The organism is Actinomadura madurae (assembly GCF_047130825.1).
Classification (GTDB): Bacteria; Actinomycetota; Actinomycetes; order Streptosporangiales; family Streptosporangiaceae; genus Spirillospora; species Spirillospora madurae.
In genome coordinates this window covers 3,281,470-3,303,808 of record NZ_CP083237.1, presented here as the reverse complement: position 1 = coordinate 3,303,808, position 22,339 = coordinate 3,281,470, and the positions used below count along the sequence as shown (strand labels likewise).

The window sequence follows — 22,339 nt, the reverse complement described above, 5'->3', positions numbered from 1 at the left end:
CTCATTTCACCCTGTGGTAGGCGGTTGTACGGAAGCAGCGCGCCATCCCGCCTGTTCTACCTGACATGGCGATGACCACCGCATCACCCGACGCCACCGAGCCCCTTGTCGTCCGAGACTTCGACGTTCCACGCTCCCGGATCTTCGATGCCTGGACCGACCCCGGCCAGCTCTCCCGGTGGATCAGCCCAGAGGGATGCACCGCTCCGCGCGCCCTCATCACCATCGACCTGCGCATCGGTGGCCGTTATGACTACTGCCTGGTCCAGACGTCCGATGGCACCCGCTTCTGGATGCGCCAGGAGATCACCGCCCTGGAACCATCGGCCTTGCTCGCCTTCACCTCTGGGCCGATGCCCGAACACGGTCACCCCGATCCGGTCACCACTCGCGTCGAGCTGCGTGAGTACGCCGCCGGTACACGCATGACATTCATCCGCCCCTACCCCGCCGAGCGTCGGCCCGCCGCTGCGGCGAATTGGAACCGTTCCTTCGACCACCTCTCCCAACTGGTGGCCTCGTCCTGAGCAGACACTGTCGGCCACTCTCGCATCCGGTCGGCTGCCAACGTCCGGGGTCAGTACTTGGGCGTGGGCAGGGCGAGCCGCTCCAGTAGGTCCGCCATTCCTTGAGCGCGTTCATCGTCGCGACCGTCCTCCACGTGGCTGTAGAGCATCAGGATCAGTCTGCGGCCGCGCTCGTATCGTTCGCCGCTCCAGGCCTCCAGGCGCTCTGGAGCCGCGTGCACGGGTTCGAACGTCGCCGGGAACAGGACACACCGATGTCGGCGAGCGCGGGAGCGCTGATCCCGTTCTGGTAGGGGGCGGACTCGAAGGGCTCCCGGATCACCGAGGCTTCGTCCACACCGCTCTCTTCGATCTGGTCGTAGACGAGATCCACCCACGGGTCGCTCGCCAGCAACTCGCCGAACCGGACGGCGACCCAAGGGTGCAGCCCCTTGTCACCGCCCCTGGCCGGGTGGGACTCGCGATGCGCGTACTGGGGCACCTTGCTTGCTCTCTCTTTCTCGTCCTGCCGATAAGGACGTGCCCCTCAAGGTGGGCCGCATAGCCCGCGAGTGTGCCGTCGCACATCCGCCGCGTGTAGCTGAGTGGCTCCAGGGCTGCGGCGGGATCGCCGCTCTGGATGAGGAGGTTGCCGAGTAAGACGCCGGCGACGTCTCCGGAGTCCGTGCCCTTGCGGGTCTTGAAGACCCGCTCGAACCCGTCCCGGGCGGTGTCCGGGTCGCCGGTGAGCTGGGCCGTGAGGCTTGGGAGGAGCGTCCGGCCCTCGTCCGAGGACGTGCCCGACTTGAATTCCGGGGTGAGCATCACCGCGGCGAAGGGCCCCCAGCCAGGGGTCCTCTCCCGCGGCCACCTGTTCCAGGCGGGGCCGGTGGGAGCCGCCGAGCCCGCTCTCGCTGATCTCGATGCCCGCCTGCGCTATCGCCGCATGCCCGGACACGCTGGTACGTCCCGTATCGGCGATCGCCGTCAACACCCCCCGTGCCTGGGCGGCGTTACCCGCCCTGTACGCCGCAAGACCGCGCTCGACCTCGTCCGGCACAGGGCTCAACGGGTCGGCAGGGAGCGGAAAGGGCCCTTCCGTCGGAGTCGAGCAGGGATTCATCGGTCATGTGGCCGCCTCCCATGGAGAAACGCATCAAACGATCATGCCGGAGGCGGCCGACAACCGCTCCCAGGCGTAGGCGGGCCACCGGAGCAGACCGATGTCGTCGAAGGTCCTGGCCGAGGGGTGGAAGACCGAGCGCTCGGTGGCGATGATCGACAGATGGACGCCCGAACCCGTCGAACCACTCTTGCGACCGTGAGGCGCTGGACCGAGGTCAGCACAGCATGACCGGCCATCGCGAACGTCCGCTGCTCTTTCTGGACGTTGACGGGCCGCTTCTCCCGTTCGGTGAGGGCCCGGAGGGGGAGCGGCCGGCGACCACACCTGACACTGCCCTTGCGCGGCTCACCATGGACGTGGGGCGCCGGCTGGCGGCGCTACCGGGCGACCTTGTCTGGGCCACGACCTGGGAAGACGAAGCGAACGTCGAGATCGCCTCCCGTATCGGGCTGCCCCGGCTACCGGTCGTGAAGTGGCCGGATCCATCCGGCGATCACGAACGCGAGGACCGATGGTTCGGGCTCTGCTGGAAGACCAGGACACTGGTGACCTGGGCGTCCGCACGCCCCTTCGCCTGGGTCGATGACGAGATCACCGACGCCGACCGGGAATGGGTCTCCGCGCACCACAGCGGCCGGGCACTCCTCCACCACGTGCCGTCATTCCGCGGGCTAGCCGACGAAGACTTCGTGCTCCTCGATCATTGGCTCCGAACTGCGTGAGTCACTGGATCCGCCACTCCATCTTCTCCGGGCGCACCCTGGGCGATACCCGCCGCCGCGCCAAGGCCGTCGGCCGCTTCCTCGGCGAGGACCCATGGCTCTTCAAGGCCCGAGCCCGGCCTGGACCGGCCCCTGTCTATCAATCGAGTGAGCGTCCTCAACATGTGCGGGTGCGTCCGGCGGGCTACCTGGGCTAAGTGCGCAGCCAGCCAAAGGCTGCTGGGGCGAAGCACAGGACGGAGATATGTCCGTCGTCTGCGGACAACCGCAGTTGGGCAGTGCGGCAGCGTTGGGCGAGCCACCGACCGTGGGCGCATGGGACGACCCGGACCTGCCCTCCAATGCAGGACAAGGACAGGGGCGGCGATGGCCAAGGCGTTAGCGATCGCGGCGACGTGCGACGCCGCCGAGGCCGCCCTCCGTCCCGGGTTCGGTGGGGATCGGTCGTATCCGGGCCGGTCGTAACCGATCCAGCGGATGGGATGGGCCGGTGCGGCCGAGAAGAGTGGTTGCGGGGGCATCCCGATGTCGCGGTGCCGGTGTTTGACGGTGTCGATGAGGTCCCCGTCGATGAGCGTGGAGGTCGCCCACGCGGAGGTGTCGGTCAGCGTGCGGGAGGCGACCAGCTTCGGTGCGGCGTTCATCCGCGCGGCGAACGGATCGTCACGTCCCGGCCAGATCTGTGAGAAGAGCTGCCAGGTCCTCCGGCCCAGCAGCATGACGCCCTGGTCGAGGGTTTCGCCGAGCCGGAACTTGTCCCCGGCGACCGCTTCGGGGCCGTGCCGGAACGCCCAGCCGCCGGTCGGCGTGCCCGCGGACCCGTCCGGGTCGGACACGATCCCGTCCATGGTGATGAACTCGATGACGATGACGCTCATGGCCGAGGTTCTCCCTTGCGATCGATGCTCACCGGTATGTACCGGCGGCATCGGCCGGACTCATCGGGCCTCGTCAGGAAATCCGCGGTGGCAGGTCGAAAGCCCGCAACACGGCGGGGGCGGCGAACACGACGTTGCGGCGGATCCGGCCGCCGATGATCGTGAGGACCTGGAGGGTGTGCAGCCGGTGCCCGCCGCCGGGTTCGGGCGCGTACGCGGCGAACGCCGGCTGGCCGTTGGCGCCGCCCGCGTCGCCCACGTCCGCCAGGGCCGCGCGGGTCCGCTGCAACGCGCTGTTGACGGCCGCGACGGTGGTCCCCAACTGCGCGGCGACCTCGGCGGCGGTGAACTCCAGCACGTCCCGGAGCACCAGGACGGCCCGTTGCCTGGGCGGCAGAACCTGCATCGCCGCCACCACCGCGAGCCGTACGTCACCCCGCACGTCCGCATCGACCCGCGCGTCGGGAAAGGGCTGGAGCCATGGAATGTCGAACACCGGCGTGAGCGGAGCGCCGGGATCGTCGCTGGGCGCGCCCTGCCCGGACGGCAGCGGCCGCCGTGAACGCCCTTCCAGCGCGGTCAGGCAGGCGTTGGTCGCGATCCGATACAGCCAGGTCCGCACCGACGCGCGTGCGCGGTCGTAGCGGTCGCGGGCCTTCCACGCCCGCAGCATCGTCTCCTGCACCAGGTCCTCGGCAAGTTTCGCGCTTTCGATGCGGGTGGCGCCGGCTCTTGCGCGTTACTCGGGCAGGTCGCGTGCGGGGAGGGCGAACATGGTCGCTAGGTCGATCGTCTTGCGGGGGGTCGGGCATTGCCTGGCCAGGCTGGTCTGGTCGAGCCGGCCGTTGCGTGCTTGGAACAGGAATCGCGCGGCGGGATGCTGTCGCATTTCGTCGGTGGTGAGCTCGTGGGCGACGCGGTGTGCTGCGGTGACCAGGGCAGGAAACGAGGACTGGAGTTCCGCGGCCCACTCTTCGACCGCCTCCAGCCAGGTGCGCGCGGCGGCGGGTGCCGAGGAGAACTTCGCGACCGTTTCGGCCAGCTCCTGCCAGGTGAAGTCCCGCCAAGGCTTGGTTTTCAGGACGGGCAACTGCCATTGGCGCTTGATGAGCGACCAATGGTCCGCGTGCGCTTTCACCGAGTGGACGGTGAATCCAGGCACGCACAGCGCGGTCAGGTTCCAGCCGTGGCAGGCACCGGTGTCCAGGCCGAAGACCCTGCCGTCGCGGATCAGCGGCTCATGCCCGGTCACGTGATGGCCGAACACCACCGGTTTGGTGTCGGTGTAGTGGTGGTGCCAGTGGCTGCCGGGGAACAGCGCGGTGAGCTCCCGTTCGCCGCTGGTGGTGCCGCAGAGGATTTCTTCCTTCTGGTCCGCCAGCGGCATTCCTGGCAGCATCGCGGCGTGGACGACGCGGACGTGGTCGTTCTCGAAGTAATACGGCAGCGTCCGCATCCAGTCGACTGCTTCGGTGTAGCGCTCGCCCAGTTGCAAGCGGGTGATCTCCTGTGCGTAGGAGAAGATCCCGCGTACATGCTTGCGCTCGTGATTGCCCATGACAGCGACCGAGTTCGGGCGTTCGCGGAAAAGACCGACCACCGCGCCCGGCGCCGGGCCCCGATCGACCAGGTCGCCGACGCTGACCAGCAGGTCGTCCGGCTGGAGGTCGACTTTCTCGAGCAGTTCGAGCAGTTCGTCGAAACAGCCGTGGATGTCGCCGATGATGATGATGCGCCGCACCCGGCGAGGGTAGGCAGGCGCCCGTTCGGCGTGCAAAGGAATATGTGTCGCCCCGCACAGGCGGACCATGACAACCTCTGTTCGTGACCCGGCCTCGCAACGAACAGCCCTCGCCTCGGACGCAGTGGGCCGTTCGTGGGCTGACGCTGCCGACTCACCTCATCGAACTCATCACCAGTGGACAGTGGCGGCACCCTGGTGAGCATGCGCTGCGAGCAGTCATGCCCTGGTTCACGGACCCTGTCGACTTCCTTGCTGATGTCGATGAGATCCGCCGGGAATCCCAGTCGCTCGATGATCTGACCGACAGCGAAGACCTCGCGCGGCTGTTCCGGCAAGCTCGCGGCAGTGCCGGCCCGGACCCCGTCGAGTTGCCCTGGCTTGACGTCGACCTGGCAGTTCTCATCGCGGTCTGCCGGTACGCCGGAGATGACGTCGCCATCGCACTCGACTACCGCACCAGCATCGCCGATCCCCGCGTGGTCGCAAGTGACATCTGGACCGATCCTCATCAGTACGCTTGGCGCACCGTCGCCGCGACCTTCTCCGCCTTCACCGGAGCCCTGGGCCTGGCCGGACCGCGGCGCTATGGCTACGTCGGACCCGCCGAGATCCTCCAGCAGGTCCAGGCCGGCCGCCACGGGGAGGCCATCACCTCCCACCACGACCTCGCCATCTGGCTCGCACAGCAGGCCGCGCAGGACCGAGAGGAACCGTTCACGTTCGTCATCGACCTGACCGGGACGCTACGACTCGCCCCGCAGCGCAGCGAGCATGTGATCTGCGCCGGTGGCGAGGCGGTCCTGAGCGCGGGCGAGATCACCTTCACCCAGGACCGCGACCGCTGGGTGGTCAGCGAGATCAGCAACCAGTCGACGGGCTACTGCCCGGACGTGTCCTCCTGGCAGGCCGTTGCCGCGGCCCTCGGCCGAGCCGGTCTCGACCACCCCACCGCCTTCTCCCACCCGATCACCTTCCGGCGCTGCCCTCAATGCCACCAACGCAACATCGTCAAGGACGACCACTACGTCTGTGCCGTCTGTGAGACGCCCCTGCCCGACTACTGGAACATGGACGAGCCGGCCCGCGACACCGAAGCGTAGGACCGGGACCTCATCCGCCGGCGTCGGTGAGTTCCGCCTTCCGGCGCAGCAGGGTCGAGCGGCGCCTGTGCGCCCGGACGGCGATCAGGACTGCCGCGGTGACGAGGACCGCGTTCACCGCCAGGGCGAGGACGAGACCCCGGTCCCGGACGGCGGCGAGCGTGACCGTGACGGTGGTGGTCAGAAGCGCGGCGGCCAGACCCAGCCAGGCGCCGATCACCCGGTCCAGGGCGAACAGCGGGGCACGCCGGGTGGCCGACCAGATCCCGTGGCCCGTCCAGGCCAGGCACACCAGGATGAGCAGTGCGAAGGACAGGCGAGTGCGGTCGGGGAGCGGCCCCGGCTCGGTGGCCCACAGGACCGTGACGAAGACCGTCCCGGCCAGGCCGGACAGCAGTGCCGCGACACCGCGCAGCCGTCGCCTGCGCGACAGCATCGGGGTCAGCCGCTCCAGCATCTCCTCCGCGGACGTGCGCGGTTCGTCGCTCATGGCCGATATCCCTTCTCGATCAGGTGCTCGCGCAACCGGCGTCGCGCACGGTGCAGGCGCGACTTGACCGTGCCGGCGGGGACCGCGCAGATCTGGGCGCATTCCGCGATCGAGAGGTCCTCCAGGTAGAACAGGATGAGGATCTCCCGTTCGAGGATCGGCAGGTCCGCTAGGGCCGCGACCAGTTCGGTCCGGTCCACGACCTGCTCGGCGAGGTCTTCGGACGGTGGTTCTTCGGCCTCGCCCGGCCTCTCGGCGGTGGTGTACTCGTGGCGGAGCCTGTCCAGAACGGCCCGCCTGGCGATGGTGAAGAGCCAGGGTCGGAACCGGCCCGGATTGCCCAGCCGGGGCAGCCCCCGCAGGACGGCGACCCAGATCTCCTGGGCCACGTCGTCCGCCCGCTCGGCGTCCAGCATCCGCCGGACGAACGTCCACACCGGGACGTGCCATCGGCCCACCAGCTCGGCGAACGCCTCTGGCTCCCCGAGCTGGCAGCGGACCACCAGCAGTTCATCGTCCATCCTCGACCTCCCGTCCCCTCACAGTCGGCGGAGAAGGCCGTCAGGTTCACGCCTCCAGGGTCAGCCCGCGTCGACAGCAGGATGGCGGAGAAAACGGACCGCGAGGGCGGCGCCGGCGAGGCAGATCATCCCGGCCGTGAGGGTCGCCGCGTGCAGGCCGCCGAGGGTGGCCAGGGCCGGGCTCGTCGTGGGGGCCAGGGCGTCCGCGCGGGCGGTGACGACGGCGGCCAGGCCGGCGGTGCCGATGCCGCCGAGGAACTGCGGGAGCTGGGACAGGCCGCCCGCGGTGCCCTGCTCGTGGTCCCGCAGACCCGACGTCATGGCGGTGATGAAGCCGACCACCGTCAGGACGTGCCCGAATCCCATGGCACCGGACGTCGGCAGGAGGACGGCCAGGCCGTCCTGCGCGGGGAGCAGCACCATCGCGCCCGTGCTGAGCCCCTGCACGGTCAGACCGAGTCCCATGACGCGCGCCGAGCCGAGCGAGGCGATCAGCCTGGCGGCGAGTGCACCGGCGATCAGTGCCGTGGCGCCTTCGGCGAGGTAGGCCGCGCCGGTGGCGAGGGGTGAGTGGCCCAGGACGTCCTGCATGTAGAGGCTCAGCAGAACGGTCGTGCCGCCGCACATGCCGAACGTGACGAAGCCGAGGAGGCCGCTCCACTTCACGGTCGGCTTGTTCAGCAGGCCGAGCGGGATCAGCGGGGCCGGGTGCCACCGCTCCACCAGGAGGAACGCGGTGAGGGACAGCACGGCCAGGGCGAGGGAGGCCACCGTGGGCGGGCCTGCCCATCCGGCGCCGGCGCCGGTCGAGATGCCGTAGACCAGGGCGAACAGGCCGACGCTCGCGAGGGCGGCGCCGGGGACGTCGAGCCGGGCCGGGACGCGCGTGTCGGCCCGGGGGAGGACGGTGGCCGCGCCGAGCAGCACCAGCGCGCCGACGGCGACCAGGAACAGCATGGTCCAGCGCCAGTTCAGGCCGCTGGTGATCATGCCTCCGCCGAGGGTGCCGAGGACGAAGCCCAGCGACAGCACGGCGCCGTTGACACCGAGGGCCCGGGTGCGCTGCGGGCCTTCGGGGAAGACGGTCGTCATCAGCGCGATCGCGGTCGGCGCGATCATCGCGGCGGCGGTGCCCTGCCCCACGCGGCCGCAGATCAGCATCGCCGGGCCGGTCGCCAGCCCGGCGATGAGCGAGAACGCGCTGAACAGGGCGACCCCGAGGGTGAAGAGGCGGCGGCGGCCGACGATGTCGGCGACGCGGCCGAACAGCGGCAGCAGGCTCGCGGTCGGCAGCAGGCAGGCCGTCGCGACCCATTGCAGGGAACCGGCGTTCGCGAAGCCGAGGTCGCGTCCGATCTCCGGCAGCGCCACGGTCACGATCGAGAAGTCCAGTCCGGTCATGAAGGTGGCGCCGCAGAGGGTGATCAGGATCAGCGATCCTCGGCCGCCCAGCCGGCTCGTCTCTCGGGTATGCGGGTGTCTCGTCTCGGTCACGGGCTCCAGGGTGGAGCGGGCGGCGGGCGTTACCCAGGCCTCCGCTGGGGTCATCCCCGCGGTGCCTACACCTGGCAGGTGCAGGCAGGAACGGGAATCGGGAGGCATGCTGGACGGCATGCCGCAGAACTCCGAACTAGGCCAGTTCCTCCGGACGCGGCGCGCGCGGCTGCGGCCGGCGGAGCTTGGGCTGCCCGATTACGGCGGGCGGCGGCGCGTCCCCGGGCTGCGCCGTGAGGAACTGGCGCAGCTCGCGGGCGTCAGCGCCGGGTACTACGCGCGGCTCGAACAGGGGCAGAGCCAGAACGCCTCCGATGCCGTCCTCGACGCGCTCGCCCGGGTGCTCCGGCTGGACGAGACCGAGCAGGAGCACCTGCGGAGCCTGGCAGGCCAGAAGGCGAAGGTCCGGCGGCGTCCGCGACCCGAGCGGCTGCGCCCCGCCGTCCGGCTGCTCGTGGACGCGTTCGGCGACGCTCCCGCGCTGATCCTGGGCCGCCGCTACGACGTGCTGGCCTGGAACCGTGCAGCGCACGCGCTGCTCGCCGGGCACCTGCCCTTCGAGGCCCTGGAGGACGTCCATGACCGGCCCAACATCGCCCGCCTCGTCTTCCTGGATCCGCACACGCGCGAGCTGTACGCCGACTGGCGGACCAAGGCGCGGGACACGGTCGCGGACGTGCGGCGGTGCGCCGCCCGCTATCCGGACGACCCGGAGCTGACCGGCCTGATCGGTGAGCTCACCGTGCACAGCCCCGAGTTCGCGGCGCTGTGGGCCGCGCACCCCGTGCAGGACTGCGCCGTCCGGTACACGCGCGAGTTCCGGCACCCGCTGGTGGGGGCGATGACGCTGAACAACGAGATGATGGAGCTGTCGAACGACGAGGGGCAGCGCATGGCCGCGTTCACCGCCGACCCGGGCTCCCCGTCGGCGGAGGCGCTGCGCCTCCTCGTGCACCTCGCCGCCGAGAAGGCGCCACGGCCGGACGCCTCGCGCCCGGCCGCCTCGGGTGCGGTCACGCCTCCAGGGACGTCAGGAGAGCCGCGAGGTCGTCCAGTTCGTCCTCGCTGAAGACGTGGACGCCCGAGCGGCGCAGCAGCGCGGTCGTCACGCCGGTGCCGGGCACCGGAGAGCCCGTGAAGGTGCCGTCGTAGATGCGGTGGCCGCCGCAGGACGGGCTGCCCTCCTTGAGCAGCGCGACGCGTGCGCCGGACCGCCGCGCCGCGTCCAGGGCCAGCCGGGCGCCGCGCAGGAACTCCTCGGTCACGTCCTCGCCGGTGCCGGTGCGGATCCGGGCCGTCCCGTCGAGGACGTCGCCGCCGGCGCCGCCGACGATCTCCGCGGGCGGGCGCGGCACGCCCAGGCCGCCCGACACCTCCGGGCAGAACGGGACGAGACGCCCTTCGGCGCGCCACCGTTCGACGAGGCCGCCGCCCACCGGCTTGGCCTTCCCGTCGTAGCGGACGGGCCGTCCCACGAGGCATGAGCTGACCAGAATGCGCTCCACCCCTCCAGCCTAGGCGCGCTCTCCGGGCGTCTCTTGCGTGCCAGGTGGCCAGGGCGAATAGTGGGGACATCGCCCGTCTGCAGGGAGCCCGGCATGGTCCTTCTCGGCCGTCAGCTCCCCGAGGCCGCTCCCGAGCGGCGGCCCCGGGGCTCGGTGTTCGTGTCCTGGCTGACCACCACCGACCACAAGGTGATCGGGTACCTCTACCTGATCACGTCGTTCGCGTTCTTCCTCCTGGCCGGCCTGATGGCCATGGTGATCCGCGGTGAGCTGGCCGAGCCGGGCCTTCAGCTGGTCAGCAACGAGCAGTACAACCAGATGTTCACCATGCACGGCACGATCATGCTGCTGATGTTCGCGACCCCGCTGTTCGTCGGGTTCGCCAACGTGGTCATGCCGCTGCAGATCGGGGCGCCGGACGTGGCGTTCCCGCGGATGAACATGCTGAGCTACTGGCTGTTCCTGTTCGGCGGGCTGATCCTGTTCGCCTCGTTCGTCTCCCCGGGCGGCGCCGCGAGCTTCGGCTGGACGGGGTACACGCCGCTGAGCAGCGCGGTGCGCACCCCGGGCGTCGGCGGCGACATGTGGATCATGGGTCTGGTGCTGTCGGGCTTCGGGACGATCCTCGGCGGCGTCAACTTCATCACCACGGTCATCGGGATGCGCGCCCCGGGCATGACGATGTTCCGGATGCCGATCTTCACCTGGAACGTGTTCCTGACGAGCCTGCTCGTGCTGATGGCGTTCCCCGTCCTCGCCGCCGCGCTGCTCGCGCTGGAGGCCGACCGCCGGCTCGGCGCGCACATCTACGACGCGGCCACCGGGGGAGCGCTGCTGTGGCAGCACCTGTTCTGGTTCTTCGGCCATCCAGAGGTCTACATCATCGCGCTGCCGTTCTTCGGCATCGTCACCGAGGTCATTCCCGTCTTCAGCCGCAAGCCGCTCTTCGGCTACTTCGGAATGGTCGGCGCCACCATGGTGATCGCGGGCCTGTCGATGGCGGTGTGGGCGCACCACATGTTCGCGACCGGCCGGGTCCTGCTGCCGTTCTTCTCCTTCATGTCGTTCCTCATCGCGGTGCCGACCGGGGTGAAGTTCTTCAACTGGGTCGGGACGATGTGGCGGGGCAACCTCACCTTCGAGACGCCGATGCTGTTCTCCATCGGCTTCCTCGTGACGTTCCTGTTCGGCGGGCTGACCGGCGTCATCCTGGCCTCGCCGCCGCTGGACTTCCACGTCCACGACTCCTACTTCGTGGTCGCGCACTTCCACTACGTGGTCTTCGGGACGGTCGTCTTCGCGATGTTCGCCGGCTTCTACTTCTGGTGGCCGAAGATGACCGGGAGGCTGCTCCACGAGGGCTGGGGCAAGGTCCATTTCTGGACGCTGTTCATCGGCTTCCACACGACGTTCCTCGTCCAGCACTGGCTCGGCGCGGAAGGGATGCCGCGCCGGTACGCCGACTATCCGGCCGAGTTCGTCACGCTCAACCGGGTCTCCAGCGCGGGGGCGTTCCTGCTCGGCGTCTCCACGCTGTTCTTCATGTACAACGTGTACCGGACGGCGCGCCGCACCGCCCCGGTGGAGGCCGACGACCCGTGGGGATACGGCAATTCCCTGGAATGGGCGACGTCCAGCCCGCCCCCGAGGCACAACTTCACCTCGGTCCCGCAGATCCGCTCCGAGCGTCCCGCCTTCGACCTGCACCATCCGAAGCTCGAGGGAAGCCGGCCGGCGGTGGGGCGGAACGAGCCCGGAGGCTAGGGGGCGCGGCCCGGAGGTGGTCCTCGCCGCGGTTGCGGCACCTGTCCGGCCGGTGAGCCAATGGCCGGATTGTGCCATTGACCTGCCCAGTCGCCTGAATAACGCAAAGGCAACAATCTGCGCTAGTGAGACAAATTAGACGAGTGTTTCGTCGGAAGGTGCGCTACGTTCGGCGCCACGCCACGGTGATCTGTGTCACAGTGGCGGCGCACGGATCGCCGTGGACGAGGGACGGCGCCGGCAACGTGGAGGCGTGATGACCCGGCGAGCACGATCGGTCAGGACCAGGATCGTCATCCTGCTCGTCCCGCCGATCACCGCGCTGGTCGTGCTGTGGGGGTTCGCCGCGGGCACCACGCTCGGCGACACCCTGCGGCGGACGCGGTCCCAGACCTTCACCGACAAGGTCATCCGGCCGACCGACGCGATGATCGGCGCGCTGCAGGACGAGCGGCGCATGTCGCTGTCCTACCTCGGCGACGACTCCACGATCGGCCGGTCCGGGTTCGACGCCCAGCGGGCCATGACGGACCGGGCCAGGGCGGAGTTCCGCCGGTCGGCGGCCGACCCCTCCGTCCGCGGCGCGGCCCGGCCGGAGACCCGGCGGCGGATGGTGGATCTGGCCGCCTCCCTGGGCGAGCTGGAATCGGTCCGCGACTCGGTCGACCGGCGGCTGATCAACCGCGCGCAGGCCCTCGGCCGCTACACCGCCTTCATCGACCTCGCGGCGGAGATCTACGACGAGACCCGCTCGTCCGACGAGCGCATCGTCCGCGACACCCGCGTCCTCGGCACCCTGGAGCGAGCGAGGGAGAACCTGACGCGCGAGGACGCGCTCATCACCGGCGCGCTGGCCGCGGGCCGGCTGACCGAGGACGAGCACCGGCGGCTGGTGGAGCTGTCCGGGACGCGCGAGTTCCTCTACGGCGACTCGGCCGGGGCCCTGGCGGACGCCGACCGCCGGCGCTACGAGGCGATCATCGCCGGACCCGAGTTCACGCTGTTCCGCCGGCTGGAGACCCGGCTCGTCCAGTCCGGCCCGACCGACGACCGCCCGCCGGTCGACGTGGGGGCCTGGCACACCTCGACGGAGTCGGTGAACGCGCAGCTGGCCGGGCTCTCCTCGCGGATCCGCACCGCCACCGCCGCGCGGGCCGCGCAGCAGGCGGACGCGGTGCTGCTCCGGCTCACGCTCGCCGGGGGCCTCGGACTCCTCGCCGTGGTGATCGCGATCGTCGTCGCGGTGCGGACCGGGCACCGGCTCGTCCGGGAGAGCCGCGACATCGCCGGCGAGGTCGCCGCCTTCACCCGGGACCGGATACCGGAGATCACCGAGCGGGCCCGCCGCGGGGAGGACGTCTCCGACGAGGAGAACGAGCCGCGGCCGGAGTTCGCCGTCACCGAGATCGGCAGGATCGACGCGGCGTTCACCGAGGCGCGCCGCGCCGTCGTCCGGGCGACGACGGGCGAGGCGGCCGCGCACAAGCGCCTCAACGACGTCTTCGTCACCCTCGCCCGGCGGAACCAGTCCCTGCTGCAGCGGCTGCTCGGCCTGCTCGAAGGCATGGAGCGCGACACCGAGGACCCCGACGCGCTGGCCGCCCTCTTCGAGCTCGACCACCTGGCGACCCGGATGCGGCGGCACGCCGAGGGACTGGTCATCCTGTCCGGGCGGCCGTCCGGCCGGAGCTGGCGCCACCCGGTCCGGCTGATGGACGTGGCGCGCGCGGCGGCGTCGGAGGTCGCGGACTTCACCCGGGTCGAGGTCGTGCCGATGGGGCGGACCGCGCTGTCCGGCCGCGCCGTCGCCGACACCATCCACCTGCTCGCCGAGCTGATCGAGAACGCCGCCGTGTTCTCCCCGCCCACCACCCGGATCAGGGTGACGGGCGGCGAGGCCGCGCACGGGTTCGCGATCGAGGTCGAGGACCGCGGGCTCGGGCTCTCCCGCGAGGAGCTGGAGCGGCTGAACGGCCTGCTCGCCACCGACCCCGAGCTCGACTTCGACGACTCGGTGCGGCTGGGCCTGTACGTCGTGGCGCGGCTCGCCGCGCGGCACGGCATCACGGTGACGCTGCGGCCCTCGTCCTACGGCGGGGTCATCGCGATCGTCCTCATCCCGCACGCGCTGGTCGTGGAGCCGCCGGACGCGGGGGAGCCGGGCGGCGGCTCCGGCGAGCACCGGGCGCTGGTCGCCGTGTCCCGCGCCGCGGACGCGGTCGGGCACGGGCCCCCGCGGGCGCCCGCCGTCCAGGCGGGGCCCTCCGCCTCCGGGCGGCCCGCCCTGGAGAGCGGCCGGAGCGAGGCCGGGGACGGGCCGGCCGCCGGGGGCGAGCCCCCGCTGCCCAGGCGACGGCGGCAGCAGAGCCTCGCCCCGCAGCTCCGGGAGGAACCGGAGGAGCCGCCCGGCGCGGAGCCGGACGACCGGGCGCCGGTCGACCGGGCGCCGGAGGCGGCCGGGCGCCTGCTGTCGAGGATGCAGAGCGGCTGGCTCCGCGGCCGGGCCGACGCGGGGCCCCAGCCGCCGCCGGGCCCCGGCGGTGAGTGATGACCGGGGAGCCCGACGAACTGTGGGTCGACGAGCAGGCCGGACCCGTGGTGCGGCCGTTCGCCGTCGCGCGCGGCCGCACGCGGCAGCGCGGCGCCGCCCTCGACCTCATCGCCGTGGTCGTCACCGCCGAGGTGCCGATGCCGGATCCGCGCACGCTCGGAACCGAGGACGAGCGGATCCTCGAACTGTGCATCCGGCCGCGGGCGGTCGCCGACCTGGCCGCGGACCTGGCGCTGCCCGTCGGCGTCGTCCGGGTGCTGCTCAGCGACCTGCTGGACCGCGGGCTGGTGAACGTGCGGAGGCCGGCGGTGTCCCGGACCGGGACCGCCGACCCACGTCTTCTCAAGGAAGTGATCGATGGTCTCCGTGCGCTGTGACCTGACCCGGATGAAGGCCCTGTTCGCGGGCGCCGTGCTGCTGGCCACGCTCGGGGCCGCCGGCTGCGGCTCCTCCGCGGACGGCCTGCTCACCACCGACGCGCCGGGGGTCACCCGGGAGCCCTGCCCGAACCCGGTCAACAAGGACCACGGCTGCATCTACCTCGGCACCCTTTCGGACCTGACCACCGGGCCGTTCACGGCGATGGGCGTCCCGATCACCAAGGTGCAGCGGGCGTTCTGGGACCGCGTGAACCGGCAGGGCGGCATCGGCGCCTACGACATCGACGTCGTCACCTACGTCCGCGACAACCACTACGATCCGCGGGTGCAGGTGAGCGCCTACAACGAGATCAGGGGCAAGGTGCTGGCGCTGGCGCAGACCCTCGGGTCGCCGGCGACCGACGCGATCCTCGGCCGCCTCCGCGCGGACGAGATGATCGCGCTGCCCGTCTCCTGGACGTCGAAGTGGGAGTTCGAGGACAACATCCTGGAGTCGGGGGCCTCCTACTGCTTCGAGGCGATGAACGGCGTCGACTACGGCACCGACCATTTCGGCGCCAAGAGCGTGATGGCCGTCCACTACTCCGGCGACTACGGCGACGACGCGGCCGCGGGCGCGCGGATCGCCGCCGAGGCGCGCGGCCTCTCCTTCACCGACGTGCCGACCGTCCAGGGGGCGCCCGGCAAGAGCGCGGCGGCGCAGGAGGACGCCGTGCGCGCCATCCTCTCGCGCGACCCCGACCTGGTCGTCCTGACCACCAGCCCCGCGGACGCGGCGGCCGTCATCGGCGCGACCGTCCGGCGCGGCTACCGGGGGAGGTTCATCGGCGACAACCCGACGTGGGCCAAGGGCCTGCTGCGGGACCCCGCCATCGGCGCGATGAAGGAGCGCTACCTGCAGGTCGCCCCGTGGAAGCCGTTCGCGGCCGACTCGCCCGGCCACACCGCGATGCGGCAGGCGCTCGGCCGGGTCGAGCCGGACGACTCGCTCACCACCGGATGGGTGGTGTCCTACCCGCTGAAGGCCGCCCTGGAGCGCGCGGTCGAGTCCAAGGACCTGACGCGAAAGGGGCTGCTCGCGGCCGTCCGCGGGATCCGGCACGTCGACTACGAGGGCATCCTGCCCGGCGTGGCGGGCAACTCCTCCGGCTCGCCGGACGCCTCGGCGTTCCGGCAGTCGGTGATCGGCAGGCCGGACGAGCACGAGTTCACCGGCATCAAACCGATCACGGACTTCGCGGCCGGGCCGACCGCCAAGGGCCACCGGCTGGACGCCCCCTGCTACACCGCCGGATGACCGGCCCCGGATGACACCGCCGGATGACCGGCCCGGCGGTCACTTGCCGGAGCGGATGCGGTCGACGGCGATCTGCGCGACGCGGACGGCGGCGCCCGGGCTGAGGCGGACGCCGCGCCAGGCGACCCGGCCGTGCGCGGGGGCGACGATGAGGGCCTGGTTCCTGGCGACGCCGCGCATGATGTCGCGGGCCAGCTTCTCCGCCGTGTAGAGGCGCGGGGACGCCTTCGCGATGTCGCCCGTGGCGTCCCCGCTCAGCGGCGTCTCGGGCAGGTCCGGGTTGACGTTGTGCAGCAGCGGGGTGTCGACGAAGCTCGGGCAGACGACGCTGACCTTGACGCCGCGCCCGGCGGCCTCGGCGCGCAGGCCGAGGGACAGCCCGACGACGGCGTGCTTGGTGGCGGTGTAGGGGATGCCGATCGGCATCGGGACGAGCCCGGCGAGCGAGGCGGTGTTGACGATGTGGCCGCGGCCCTGCTCCAGCATGATCGGATAGGCGGCGTGGACGCCGTGCACGACGCCCTTGAGGTTGATGTCGATCGCGCGGTTCCAGTGGTCGAGCGTGAGCTCCTCGGCCAGCCCGCCGACGGCGATGCCGGCGTTGTTGAACACCAGGTCGAGCCGCCCGTGGTCGGCCTTGACGCCCTCGTAGAGGCCCGTGACGGCGTCGGCGTCGGTGACGTCGAGCGCGGCGGGCACCGCCTTGCCCTTGCCGAGCGTGTTCAGCCTGTCGGCCACCTGGGCGGCGCCCTCGGCGTTGATGTCGCCCACCACGACGGTGTCGCCGCGCGCCACCAGGGACGTGGCGATCGCACGGCCGATGCCGGACGCTCCTCCGGTCACGATCGCGATGCTCATTGCGCGCTCCGCTCGGATGAACCGCGGGACCGGGCTCGGGGGGGAGTGAGCCCGGCCCGCGGCAGCTAATTGGCTATGTCGTGTAATTGCGGGATTGTACGGGGTGGCGTTCGGCGACGATACTCAGGCGGCGACGGAGCGGCGCCGCCCCGGCTCGTCCCAGATGCCGAAGGCCTTCCACACCCGCTTGTTCACCGGGTCGATCACGCCCAGCTCCGCCATCAGGTCGCGGATCTTGCCGACCGAGTTGGCGATCTCCGCCTGCGACGCCTCGTTCTTGTAGGCCGCGCGGACGACGTCCTTCGGGATGCCGAAGTGCCGCACCATCGGGCCGGGCGGGGACAGCATGATCCGCGCCATCACGCCGAGCACGACCGGGGTCGCGGCGCCGAGGAGCCGGCGGCGCAGCGGGTTCATGTTCGGCACCCGGTGCTTGAGGTAGTGGCGGGCGAAGGAGATGTGCCGGGCCTCCTCCGCGATGTGGATCTTCATGATCGTCTCTTCGAGCGGGTGCTTGATGTGACCGCCCTTGAGGGACTTGCGCTGGACGTAGTCGATCGGGTCCTCGCCGCCGAGCACGAACACGAAGAACATCTCCGTGCTGATCAGCGGGATCCACGGGGCGGCCTGCGCGATGAAGCTGAGCGAGCGGGGCATGCCGCGGATCGGCATCTTCGTCCGGTTCACGAACTCCTGGAACATCATCCCGTGGTGACATTCCTCGGTCGTCTCGTGGTAGACGTACCGGAACTCCGGGCGGCCGTTCGGCAGCCGGTAGGCGTAGTTCAGCAGCCCGCGCTTCAGCAGGTTCTCGAACTGCAGGCCGATCTTCATCGCGGTGGCGACGCGCCAAAGCCCGATCTGCGCCTGGACCTCCGGTGGCTGCGACCGGTACCACGCGGTCTCGCCGAGCCGGTCGAACCGCGGCAGCACCCAGCGGGGATCGTTCTCGTCGACGGTGAATTCGGGGTCGTCCCAGGGGATGTCGGCGTAGGCCTCCCAGTGCTTCTCCACCGACGCCTTGTTCAGGCGGTCGATGACGCCGAGGTACGACTTCTTGTCCTTGACCTGCTCGCGGACCTCGTCGGCGAGTTCGGTGGGGGCTTTCGGCATGTGAGGCGCTCCCTCGGGGGTGGTGCGGCGGCCGGGGCCGGCCTACCGCTGGGGGTCTGGTCTGCCCCGCTCGGGGACGATCAGCTGGGCGACGTCCTTGACCTGACGCAGCACCGCGGCCTGGTGGCCCTCGGCGTCGTCGTCCAGCGCGTTCTGTATCGAGAGGCCGACGAACATCGCGAACACGCCGCGCAGCATGGTCGGGGCGAAGTCGGGCGGAAGGGTGTTGTCGGGGAACAGCCGCTCGAACGTCTCCAGGATCACCTCGAGGATCCGCTCGTTCAGATCGCGGCACAGGGGCCGCAGCTCGTCGTCGGTGCGGGCCGCCACGGCCAGCTCCATGAGGGCCTTGGCCGGACGGCCGCGGAACACCTCCCAGAGGAGGTCGAGCGCGCCCGACACGTTGCGCCGCTCCGGCGGGAGCACCGCGAACGCGGTCTCGTACGCCAGGCGCTGCGCCTCCAGCAGGTGCTCCAGCGCGGCGGCGACGAGCACCATCTTCGTCGGGTAGTGGTGCTGCTGCGCCCCGCGCGACACACCGGCCCGCCGCGCCACCTCCGTGGTGGACGTCCCGGACCAGCCGAGGTCCACCAGGCACTCCATGGTGGCCTCCAGGAGGCGGGCCTGCGTGCGCGACCTGCGCTCCTCCTGCGTCCGGCGGCCGGACGGACCGCGCCGATGACGTCGGCGGCTGCTCACTGACACGCCTCCGACGGTACGAGCGCGGAAACAAGCAAGCAAGCCTGCATGTATGTTGCCCGCATCACAATTGGACACCGGGTCTTATTGATCTCCGCGTACCCCAGCGGACGTAGCCGGGCGGGCCGCGATGCGTCCGGGGGAGCAGGGCCGGTGCCTCTCCTGGCCCGACGACGCGCCCCGGAACGCGGGACGACGATCCCGGGCATGGGAAACGCAGCAGAAGCAAGGCAAGCGATCGGCGACGGCGCGGCGACCACTGAAGGCGGCGCCCGCACCGTGGGACTCACCAAGGTGTACGGCACCGGGACCACGGCGGTCCGCGCCCTCGACGACGTCACCGTGGAGTTCCCGGCGGGGCGCTTCACCGCGATCATGGGGCCGTCCGGCGCCGGCAAGTCCACCCTGATGCACTGCGTCGCGGGGCTGGACGACGCGACGTCCGGCAAGGTCTACGTCGGCGGCCAGGAGCTCGGCGCCCTGTCGGACCGCCGCCTGACCCGGCTCAGGCGGGAGCGGATCGGGTTCGTGTTCCAGGCGTTCAACCTGCTCCCCACGCTCACGGCGCACGACAACATCGTGCTGCCGCTGACGCTGGCGGGGACGGACCCGGACCGGGAATGGCTGGACACCGTCGTCCGCGTCCTCAAGCTGGGGGACCGGCTGGCGCACCGTCCGTCCGAGCTGTCGGGCGGCCAGCAGCAGAGGGTGGCGCTGGCGCGCGCACTCGTCACCCGCCCGCAGATCGTGTTCGCGGACGAGCCGACCGGCAACCTCGACTCGCGCACCGGCGCCGAGGTGCTCGCGCTCCTCCGCGACGCCGTGGACGACCTCGGCCAGACGGTCGCGATGGTCACCCACGACCCCGTCGCCGCCGGGCACGCCGACGCGGTGGTGTTCCTCGCCGACGGCCGCGTCGTCGACGTCATGGAGGCCCCCACGCCCGACCGGGTGCTGGACCGCATGCGAGGGCTGGGAGACCACCGATGATCGGGCTCGTCTTCAAGGAACTGTGGGGACGCAAGCGCCGGATGGCCGGCTCCCTCATCGCGGTCTTCCTGGGAGTGACCTTCCTGAGCGGGACGCTCGTCCTCGGCGACACGCTCGCGGCGAGCATCGACGGCTACGTCTCCAGCGCCTACGGCAAGACGGACGTGACCGTCCGGAACGCGACCAGGGTGAGCGACGCGCCGTGGGGCGCGCGCGGGCAGATCGACGCGTCCGTCCTGGACAGGGTGCGGAAGGTGGACGGCGTCGCGAACGCCGAGCCGACCATCGAGGGATCGGGCCAGCTGCTCGCCAAGGACGGCACGACGATCCAGTCGCGCGGCCCGCGGACGGCCGGCAACTGGATGACCGACCCGAAGCTCAACCCCTACCGGCTGGCCGAGGGCCGCGCGCCCCGCGCGCCGAACGAGGTCGTCATCAACAAGATGTTCGCCGACGAGGGAGACCTGACGATCGGCGACCGGACGGCCGTGCTCACGCCGGAGAAGGTCCCCGTGACCGTCGTCGGCATCAGCATGTTCGGTGACGAGGAGGCGTTCGGCGAGACGTCGTTCACGGCGTTCTCCCTGGAAGGCGCCCGCCGCCACGTTGCGAAGGGGACCGACCGCATCACCGGCGTCGCCGTCCGCGCGCGGGACGGGGTGAGCCAGGACGAGCTGGCGTCGCGCATCAGGCCCGTCGTGCCCGCAGGGGCCGAGGCCGTCACGACGGAGACGGCGGTCGAGGAGGGCATGAGCCTCGTCGAGAGCGGCTTCCTGCAGGTGTTCCGGGTCGTGCTGGCCTCGTTCGGCGGGGTGGCGCTGCTCGTCGCGGCGTTCAGCATCCACAACACGTTCGCGATCACGGTCGCGCAGCGCACCCGCGAGTCGGCGCTGCTGCGCGCCCTCGGCGCCGGACGCCGGCAGGTCCTCACCATCGTCGGCTTCGAGGCGCTGGTGATCGGCGGCGCCGCCACGCTCGCCGGGCTCGCCGGCGGGATCGGGTTCGCGGCCCTGCTCCGGCAGCTGTTCACGCAGTTCCGGATCGGGATCGAGATGGAGGGGCTCACGGTCGCCGCCACCTCGGTCATGATCGCGGTGCCGGTCGGGCTGCTGGTCACCCTGGTCGCGGCGCTCGGCCCCGCGCTGAAGGCGTCGCGGACGCCGCCGCTGGCCGCGCTGCGCGAGGTCGCCGCCGAGACGTCCCGGCCGTCGGAGACCCGCGTCATCGTCGGCGGCGTCTTCGCCGCGGTCGCGATCGGCACCGTCGTGTTCGGCGCGGTCACCGAGCAGACGGCGATGGCGGTGGCCGGCGCCGTGGTGACCGCGGTGTCGATGGTCGTGCTCGGTCCGGTGGCGGCCCGCCCGGTCGCGGCGCTGCTCGGCGGCCCCGCGGCGCGGCTGCGCGGCGTCCCCGGGACGCTGGCGCGCGACAACGCGTCCCGCAGCCCGGCCCGCACGGCCGGCGCCGCGACCGCGCTGATGATCGGCGTCGGGGTCGTGACCCTGATGACGGTGTTCATCGGGTCGCTGCGGGCCTCGCTGGAGGACGGTGTCGCCGGCTCGTTCAAGGGCCCGATCGTGGTGGACTCCGGCGGCAACGAGACCGGAGGGTTCAGCACGTCCCTCGTCCAGGACGCGGCGAAGCTGCCCCAGGTGAGCGACGTCGCGGGACTCGGAACCGGCAGCATGCGGGTGGCGGGCGAGCCGTCCATGGTCAGCGTGGCCGACCCGTCCAGCCTCCGGCGCGTCCTCGACCTGGACGTCACCGAAGGCGGCCTCGGCGACGCCGGTACGTTCGCCGTCTCGAAGAAGGCCGCGGACGACAACGGCTGGCGCGTCGGCACCGCGGTCGGTGTGACGTTCGCGGACGGCGCCTCGCAGAAGCTCACCGTGGGGGCCGTCTACAACAACACCGACCTGACCGGCGACTACCTGGTCCCGCGCACCGCATGGAACGCGCACACCAGGCAGCCGCTCGACACCCGGGCGTTCGTCGAGCTGAAGCCCGGCGCGTCGGTCGCGTCCGCCCGCCAGGCCCTTGCGGCGGTCGCCGAGCCGTACGGCGCGCCCGACATCGAGTCGCGGGACGAGTTCGTCGCCGCCCAGACCGAGGACATGGCCGGCTTCATCACGGTCGTCTACGGGATGCTCATCCTGGCCATCGTCATCGCGCTGCTCGGCATCGCCAACACGCTGTCGCTCGCCGTCCACGAGCGGACCCGCGAGCTCGGGCTGCTCCGCGCGGTCGGCGGGACGCGCCCGCAGATCAGGTCGATGGTCCGCTGGGAGTCGGTCATCGTGGCGCTGTTCGGCACCGGCGGCGGCCTCGGGCTCGGGGTGTTCCTCGGCTGGGGCCTCGGCACCGCGCTCGGCAACCCGTTCGCGCCTCCGGCGGTGCAACTGGCGGTCATCGCGGTGGTCGGCGCGATCGCCGGAGCGCTCGCCGCGATCCGGCCCGCCCGGCGCGCGGCGCGGTCGGCGATCCTGTCCGCGATCTCCGCGCCGTGAGGCGTCCGTCCCCGTCCCCTCCCGCCCGCGGAGGGGGCGGGGCGCGTCCAGGCCCGGCCATCGGGGGCCCGGGCCTGTCGCGCGTGTCGCGGAC

General features: G+C 71.4%; 21 protein-coding genes. 10 read left to right on the top strand and 11 right to left on the bottom strand.

The genetic code is table 11. The features are described from left to right. The first annotated feature begins 65 nt into the window (after window positions 1-65). Entirely contained in the window at window positions 66-527 is a 462-nt protein-coding gene (locus tag K8Z49_RS14910) for an SRPBCC family protein (RefSeq protein WP_021597272.1), read from the top strand. Between the two features lie 154 nt (window positions 528-681). Here K8Z49_RS14910 and K8Z49_RS14905 read toward each other — a convergent pair whose 3' ends face one another. After that, complete coding sequence (locus tag K8Z49_RS14905; protein ID WP_021597274.1) at window positions 682-1,008, bottom strand: hypothetical protein; 327 nt, start codon at window positions 1,006-1,008, stop codon at window positions 682-684. A gap of 848 nt (window positions 1,009-1,856) precedes the next feature. Between K8Z49_RS14905 and K8Z49_RS14900 the strand changes: the two genes are divergently transcribed. Next, on the top strand, window positions 1,857-2,354 hold the full coding sequence (locus K8Z49_RS14900; RefSeq protein WP_021597275.1) for an HAD domain-containing protein: 498 nt from the start codon (window positions 1,857-1,859) through the stop codon (window positions 2,352-2,354). Here the strand turns inward: K8Z49_RS14900 and K8Z49_RS14895 are convergent. The 3 genes from K8Z49_RS14895 to K8Z49_RS14885 all read right to left on the bottom strand — a co-directional run bounded on the left by K8Z49_RS14895 (window position 2,333) and on the right by K8Z49_RS14885 (window position 4,973). Further along, a complete protein-coding gene (locus tag K8Z49_RS14895; protein WP_021597276.1) occupies window positions 2,333-3,232 on the bottom strand; it encodes a dihydrofolate reductase family protein in 900 nt (299 codons plus the stop codon). The genes K8Z49_RS14900 and K8Z49_RS14895 overlap by 22 nt on opposite strands. A 73-nt stretch (window positions 3,233-3,305) precedes the next feature. Then, complete coding sequence (locus K8Z49_RS14890; RefSeq protein ID WP_412521067.1) at window positions 3,306-3,947, bottom strand: sigma-70 family RNA polymerase sigma factor; 642 nt, start codon at window positions 3,945-3,947, stop codon at window positions 3,306-3,308. A 24-nt stretch (window positions 3,948-3,971) separates the two neighbouring features. Further along, window positions 3,972-4,973, bottom strand: coding sequence for a metallophosphoesterase family protein (locus tag K8Z49_RS14885; protein ID WP_021597278.1), 1,002 nt, complete (start codon window positions 4,971-4,973; stop codon window positions 3,972-3,974). 221 nt (window positions 4,974-5,194) lie between these two features. Here K8Z49_RS14885 and K8Z49_RS14880 point away from each other — a divergent pair, with 221 nt between their 5' ends. After that, the gene (locus tag K8Z49_RS14880; protein WP_021597279.1) at window positions 5,195-6,076 is read left to right on the top strand and encodes a hypothetical protein; all 882 of its coding nucleotides are present in this window, start codon (window positions 5,195-5,197) and stop codon (window positions 6,074-6,076) included. 10 nt (window positions 6,077-6,086) lie between these two features. Here K8Z49_RS14880 and K8Z49_RS14875 read toward each other — a convergent pair whose 3' ends face one another. From K8Z49_RS14875 to K8Z49_RS14865, 3 genes are read right to left on the bottom strand one after another with little or no spacing between them, the layout of a single operon-like run. Further along, window positions 6,087-6,566 carry a hypothetical protein gene (locus K8Z49_RS14875; protein WP_412519264.1) on the bottom strand — a complete coding sequence of 160 codons (480 nt, stop codon included), beginning with the start codon at window positions 6,564-6,566 and terminating at the stop codon, window positions 6,087-6,089. Then, window positions 6,563-7,087, bottom strand: coding sequence for an RNA polymerase sigma factor (locus tag K8Z49_RS14870; RefSeq protein ID WP_021597281.1), 525 nt, complete (start codon window positions 7,085-7,087; stop codon window positions 6,563-6,565). Before K8Z49_RS14870 ends, K8Z49_RS14875 begins: the two co-directional genes overlap by 4 nt. A 60-nt stretch (window positions 7,088-7,147) precedes the next feature. Further along, window positions 7,148-8,581, bottom strand: coding sequence for an MFS transporter (locus K8Z49_RS14865; protein ID WP_412519262.1), 1,434 nt, complete (start codon window positions 8,579-8,581; stop codon window positions 7,148-7,150). A 118-nt stretch (window positions 8,582-8,699) separates the two neighbouring features. On the opposite strand from K8Z49_RS14865, the gene K8Z49_RS14860 reads away from it, so the two are divergent. Continuing rightward, window positions 8,700-9,650 (top strand): helix-turn-helix transcriptional regulator, encoded by a 951-nt coding sequence (locus tag K8Z49_RS14860; protein WP_412519260.1) that lies wholly within the window; start codon window positions 8,700-8,702, stop codon window positions 9,648-9,650. Here K8Z49_RS14860 and K8Z49_RS14855 read toward each other — a convergent pair. Then, window positions 9,595-10,086: a DUF523 domain-containing protein gene (locus K8Z49_RS14855; RefSeq protein ID WP_075024376.1), complete on the bottom strand. Its 492-nt coding sequence runs from the start codon at window positions 10,084-10,086 to the stop codon at window positions 9,595-9,597. The two genes, K8Z49_RS14860 and K8Z49_RS14855, sit on opposite strands and share 56 nt — an antisense overlap. Window positions 10,087-10,179: 93 nt before the next feature. Between K8Z49_RS14855 and ctaD the strand changes: the two genes are divergently transcribed. From ctaD to K8Z49_RS14835, 4 genes are all read left to right on the top strand, one after another. Beyond that, window positions 10,180-11,850, top strand: a complete 1,671-nt coding sequence (gene ctaD / locus K8Z49_RS14850; protein WP_021597285.1) for a cytochrome c oxidase subunit I — start codon at window positions 10,180-10,182, stop codon at window positions 11,848-11,850. Between the two features lie 256 nt (window positions 11,851-12,106). Beyond that, on the top strand, window positions 12,107-14,398 hold the full coding sequence (locus K8Z49_RS14845; RefSeq protein WP_412519258.1) for a nitrate- and nitrite sensing domain-containing protein: 2,292 nt from the start codon (window positions 12,107-12,109) through the stop codon (window positions 14,396-14,398). Continuing rightward, window positions 14,398-14,778 (top strand): DUF742 domain-containing protein, encoded by a 381-nt coding sequence (locus K8Z49_RS14840; RefSeq protein ID WP_021599245.1) that lies wholly within the window; start codon window positions 14,398-14,400, stop codon window positions 14,776-14,778. Before K8Z49_RS14845 ends, K8Z49_RS14840 begins: the two co-directional genes overlap by 1 nt. Beyond that, window positions 14,759-16,078: an ABC transporter substrate-binding protein gene (locus tag K8Z49_RS14835; protein WP_021599246.1), complete on the top strand. Its 1,320-nt coding sequence runs from the start codon at window positions 14,759-14,761 to the stop codon at window positions 16,076-16,078. The genes K8Z49_RS14840 and K8Z49_RS14835 overlap by 20 nt, the downstream gene beginning before the upstream one ends. Window positions 16,079-16,117: 39 nt before the next feature. Here the strand turns inward: K8Z49_RS14835 and K8Z49_RS14830 are convergent, their stop codons facing one another. From K8Z49_RS14830 to K8Z49_RS14820, 3 genes are all read right to left on the bottom strand, one after another. Beyond that, window positions 16,118-16,936 (bottom strand): SDR family NAD(P)-dependent oxidoreductase, encoded by an 819-nt coding sequence (locus K8Z49_RS14830; RefSeq protein WP_021599247.1) that lies wholly within the window; start codon window positions 16,934-16,936, stop codon window positions 16,118-16,120. Window positions 16,937-17,059: 123 nt separating this feature from the next. Then, on the bottom strand, window positions 17,060-18,049 hold the full coding sequence (locus K8Z49_RS14825; protein ID WP_021599248.1) for an AurF N-oxygenase family protein: 990 nt from the start codon (window positions 18,047-18,049) through the stop codon (window positions 17,060-17,062). A gap of 42 nt (window positions 18,050-18,091) precedes the next feature. Further along, entirely contained in the window at window positions 18,092-18,754 is a 663-nt protein-coding gene (locus tag K8Z49_RS14820) for a TetR/AcrR family transcriptional regulator (RefSeq protein WP_235206540.1), read from the bottom strand. 201 nt (window positions 18,755-18,955) lie between these two features. Here K8Z49_RS14820 and K8Z49_RS14815 point away from each other — a divergent pair, with 201 nt between their 5' ends. Further along, window positions 18,956-19,738, top strand: a complete 783-nt coding sequence (locus tag K8Z49_RS14815; protein ID WP_024936247.1) for an ABC transporter ATP-binding protein — start codon at window positions 18,956-18,958, stop codon at window positions 19,736-19,738. Further along, window positions 19,735-22,245, top strand: a complete 2,511-nt coding sequence (locus K8Z49_RS14810) for an ABC transporter permease (protein WP_075024372.1) — start codon at window positions 19,735-19,737, stop codon at window positions 22,243-22,245. The genes K8Z49_RS14815 and K8Z49_RS14810 overlap by 4 nt, the downstream gene beginning before the upstream one ends. Window positions 22,246-22,339 lie beyond the last annotated feature (94 nt).

Excerpts from the sequence above, each read along its gene's own strand:
- K8Z49_RS14910 (WP_021597272.1), top strand. The coding sequence starts at position 66 with ATGGCGATGACCACCGCATCACCCGACGCCACCGAGCCCCTTGTCGTC.
- K8Z49_RS14900 (WP_021597275.1), top strand. The coding sequence starts at position 1,857 with ATGACCGGCCATCGCGAACGTCCGCTGCTCTTTCTGGACGTTGACGGG.
- K8Z49_RS14895 (WP_021597276.1), bottom strand. The coding sequence starts at position 3,232 with ATGAGCGTCATCGTCATCGAGTTCATCACCATGGACGGGATCGTGTCC.
- K8Z49_RS14880 (WP_021597279.1), top strand. The coding sequence starts at position 5,195 with ATGCCCTGGTTCACGGACCCTGTCGACTTCCTTGCTGATGTCGATGAG.
- K8Z49_RS14875 (WP_412519264.1), bottom strand. The coding sequence starts at position 6,566 with ATGAGCGACGAACCGCGCACGTCCGCGGAGGAGATGCTGGAGCGGCTG.
- K8Z49_RS14870 (WP_021597281.1), bottom strand. The coding sequence starts at position 7,087 with ATGGACGATGAACTGCTGGTGGTCCGCTGCCAGCTCGGGGAGCCAGAG.
- K8Z49_RS14860 (WP_412519260.1), top strand. The coding sequence starts at position 8,700 with ATGCCGCAGAACTCCGAACTAGGCCAGTTCCTCCGGACGCGGCGCGCG.
- ctaD (WP_021597285.1), top strand. The coding sequence starts at position 10,180 with ATGGTCCTTCTCGGCCGTCAGCTCCCCGAGGCCGCTCCCGAGCGGCGG.
- K8Z49_RS14845 (WP_412519258.1), top strand. The coding sequence starts at position 12,107 with ATGACCCGGCGAGCACGATCGGTCAGGACCAGGATCGTCATCCTGCTC.
- K8Z49_RS14840 (WP_021599245.1), top strand. The coding sequence starts at position 14,398 with ATGACCGGGGAGCCCGACGAACTGTGGGTCGACGAGCAGGCCGGACCC.
- K8Z49_RS14835 (WP_021599246.1), top strand. The coding sequence starts at position 14,759 with ATGGTCTCCGTGCGCTGTGACCTGACCCGGATGAAGGCCCTGTTCGCG.
- K8Z49_RS14830 (WP_021599247.1), bottom strand. The coding sequence starts at position 16,936 with ATGAGCATCGCGATCGTGACCGGAGGAGCGTCCGGCATCGGCCGTGCG.
- K8Z49_RS14825 (WP_021599248.1), bottom strand. The coding sequence starts at position 18,049 with ATGCCGAAAGCCCCCACCGAACTCGCCGACGAGGTCCGCGAGCAGGTC.
- K8Z49_RS14815 (WP_024936247.1), top strand. The coding sequence starts at position 18,956 with ATGGGAAACGCAGCAGAAGCAAGGCAAGCGATCGGCGACGGCGCGGCG.
- K8Z49_RS14810 (WP_075024372.1), top strand. The coding sequence starts at position 19,735 with ATGATCGGGCTCGTCTTCAAGGAACTGTGGGGACGCAAGCGCCGGATG.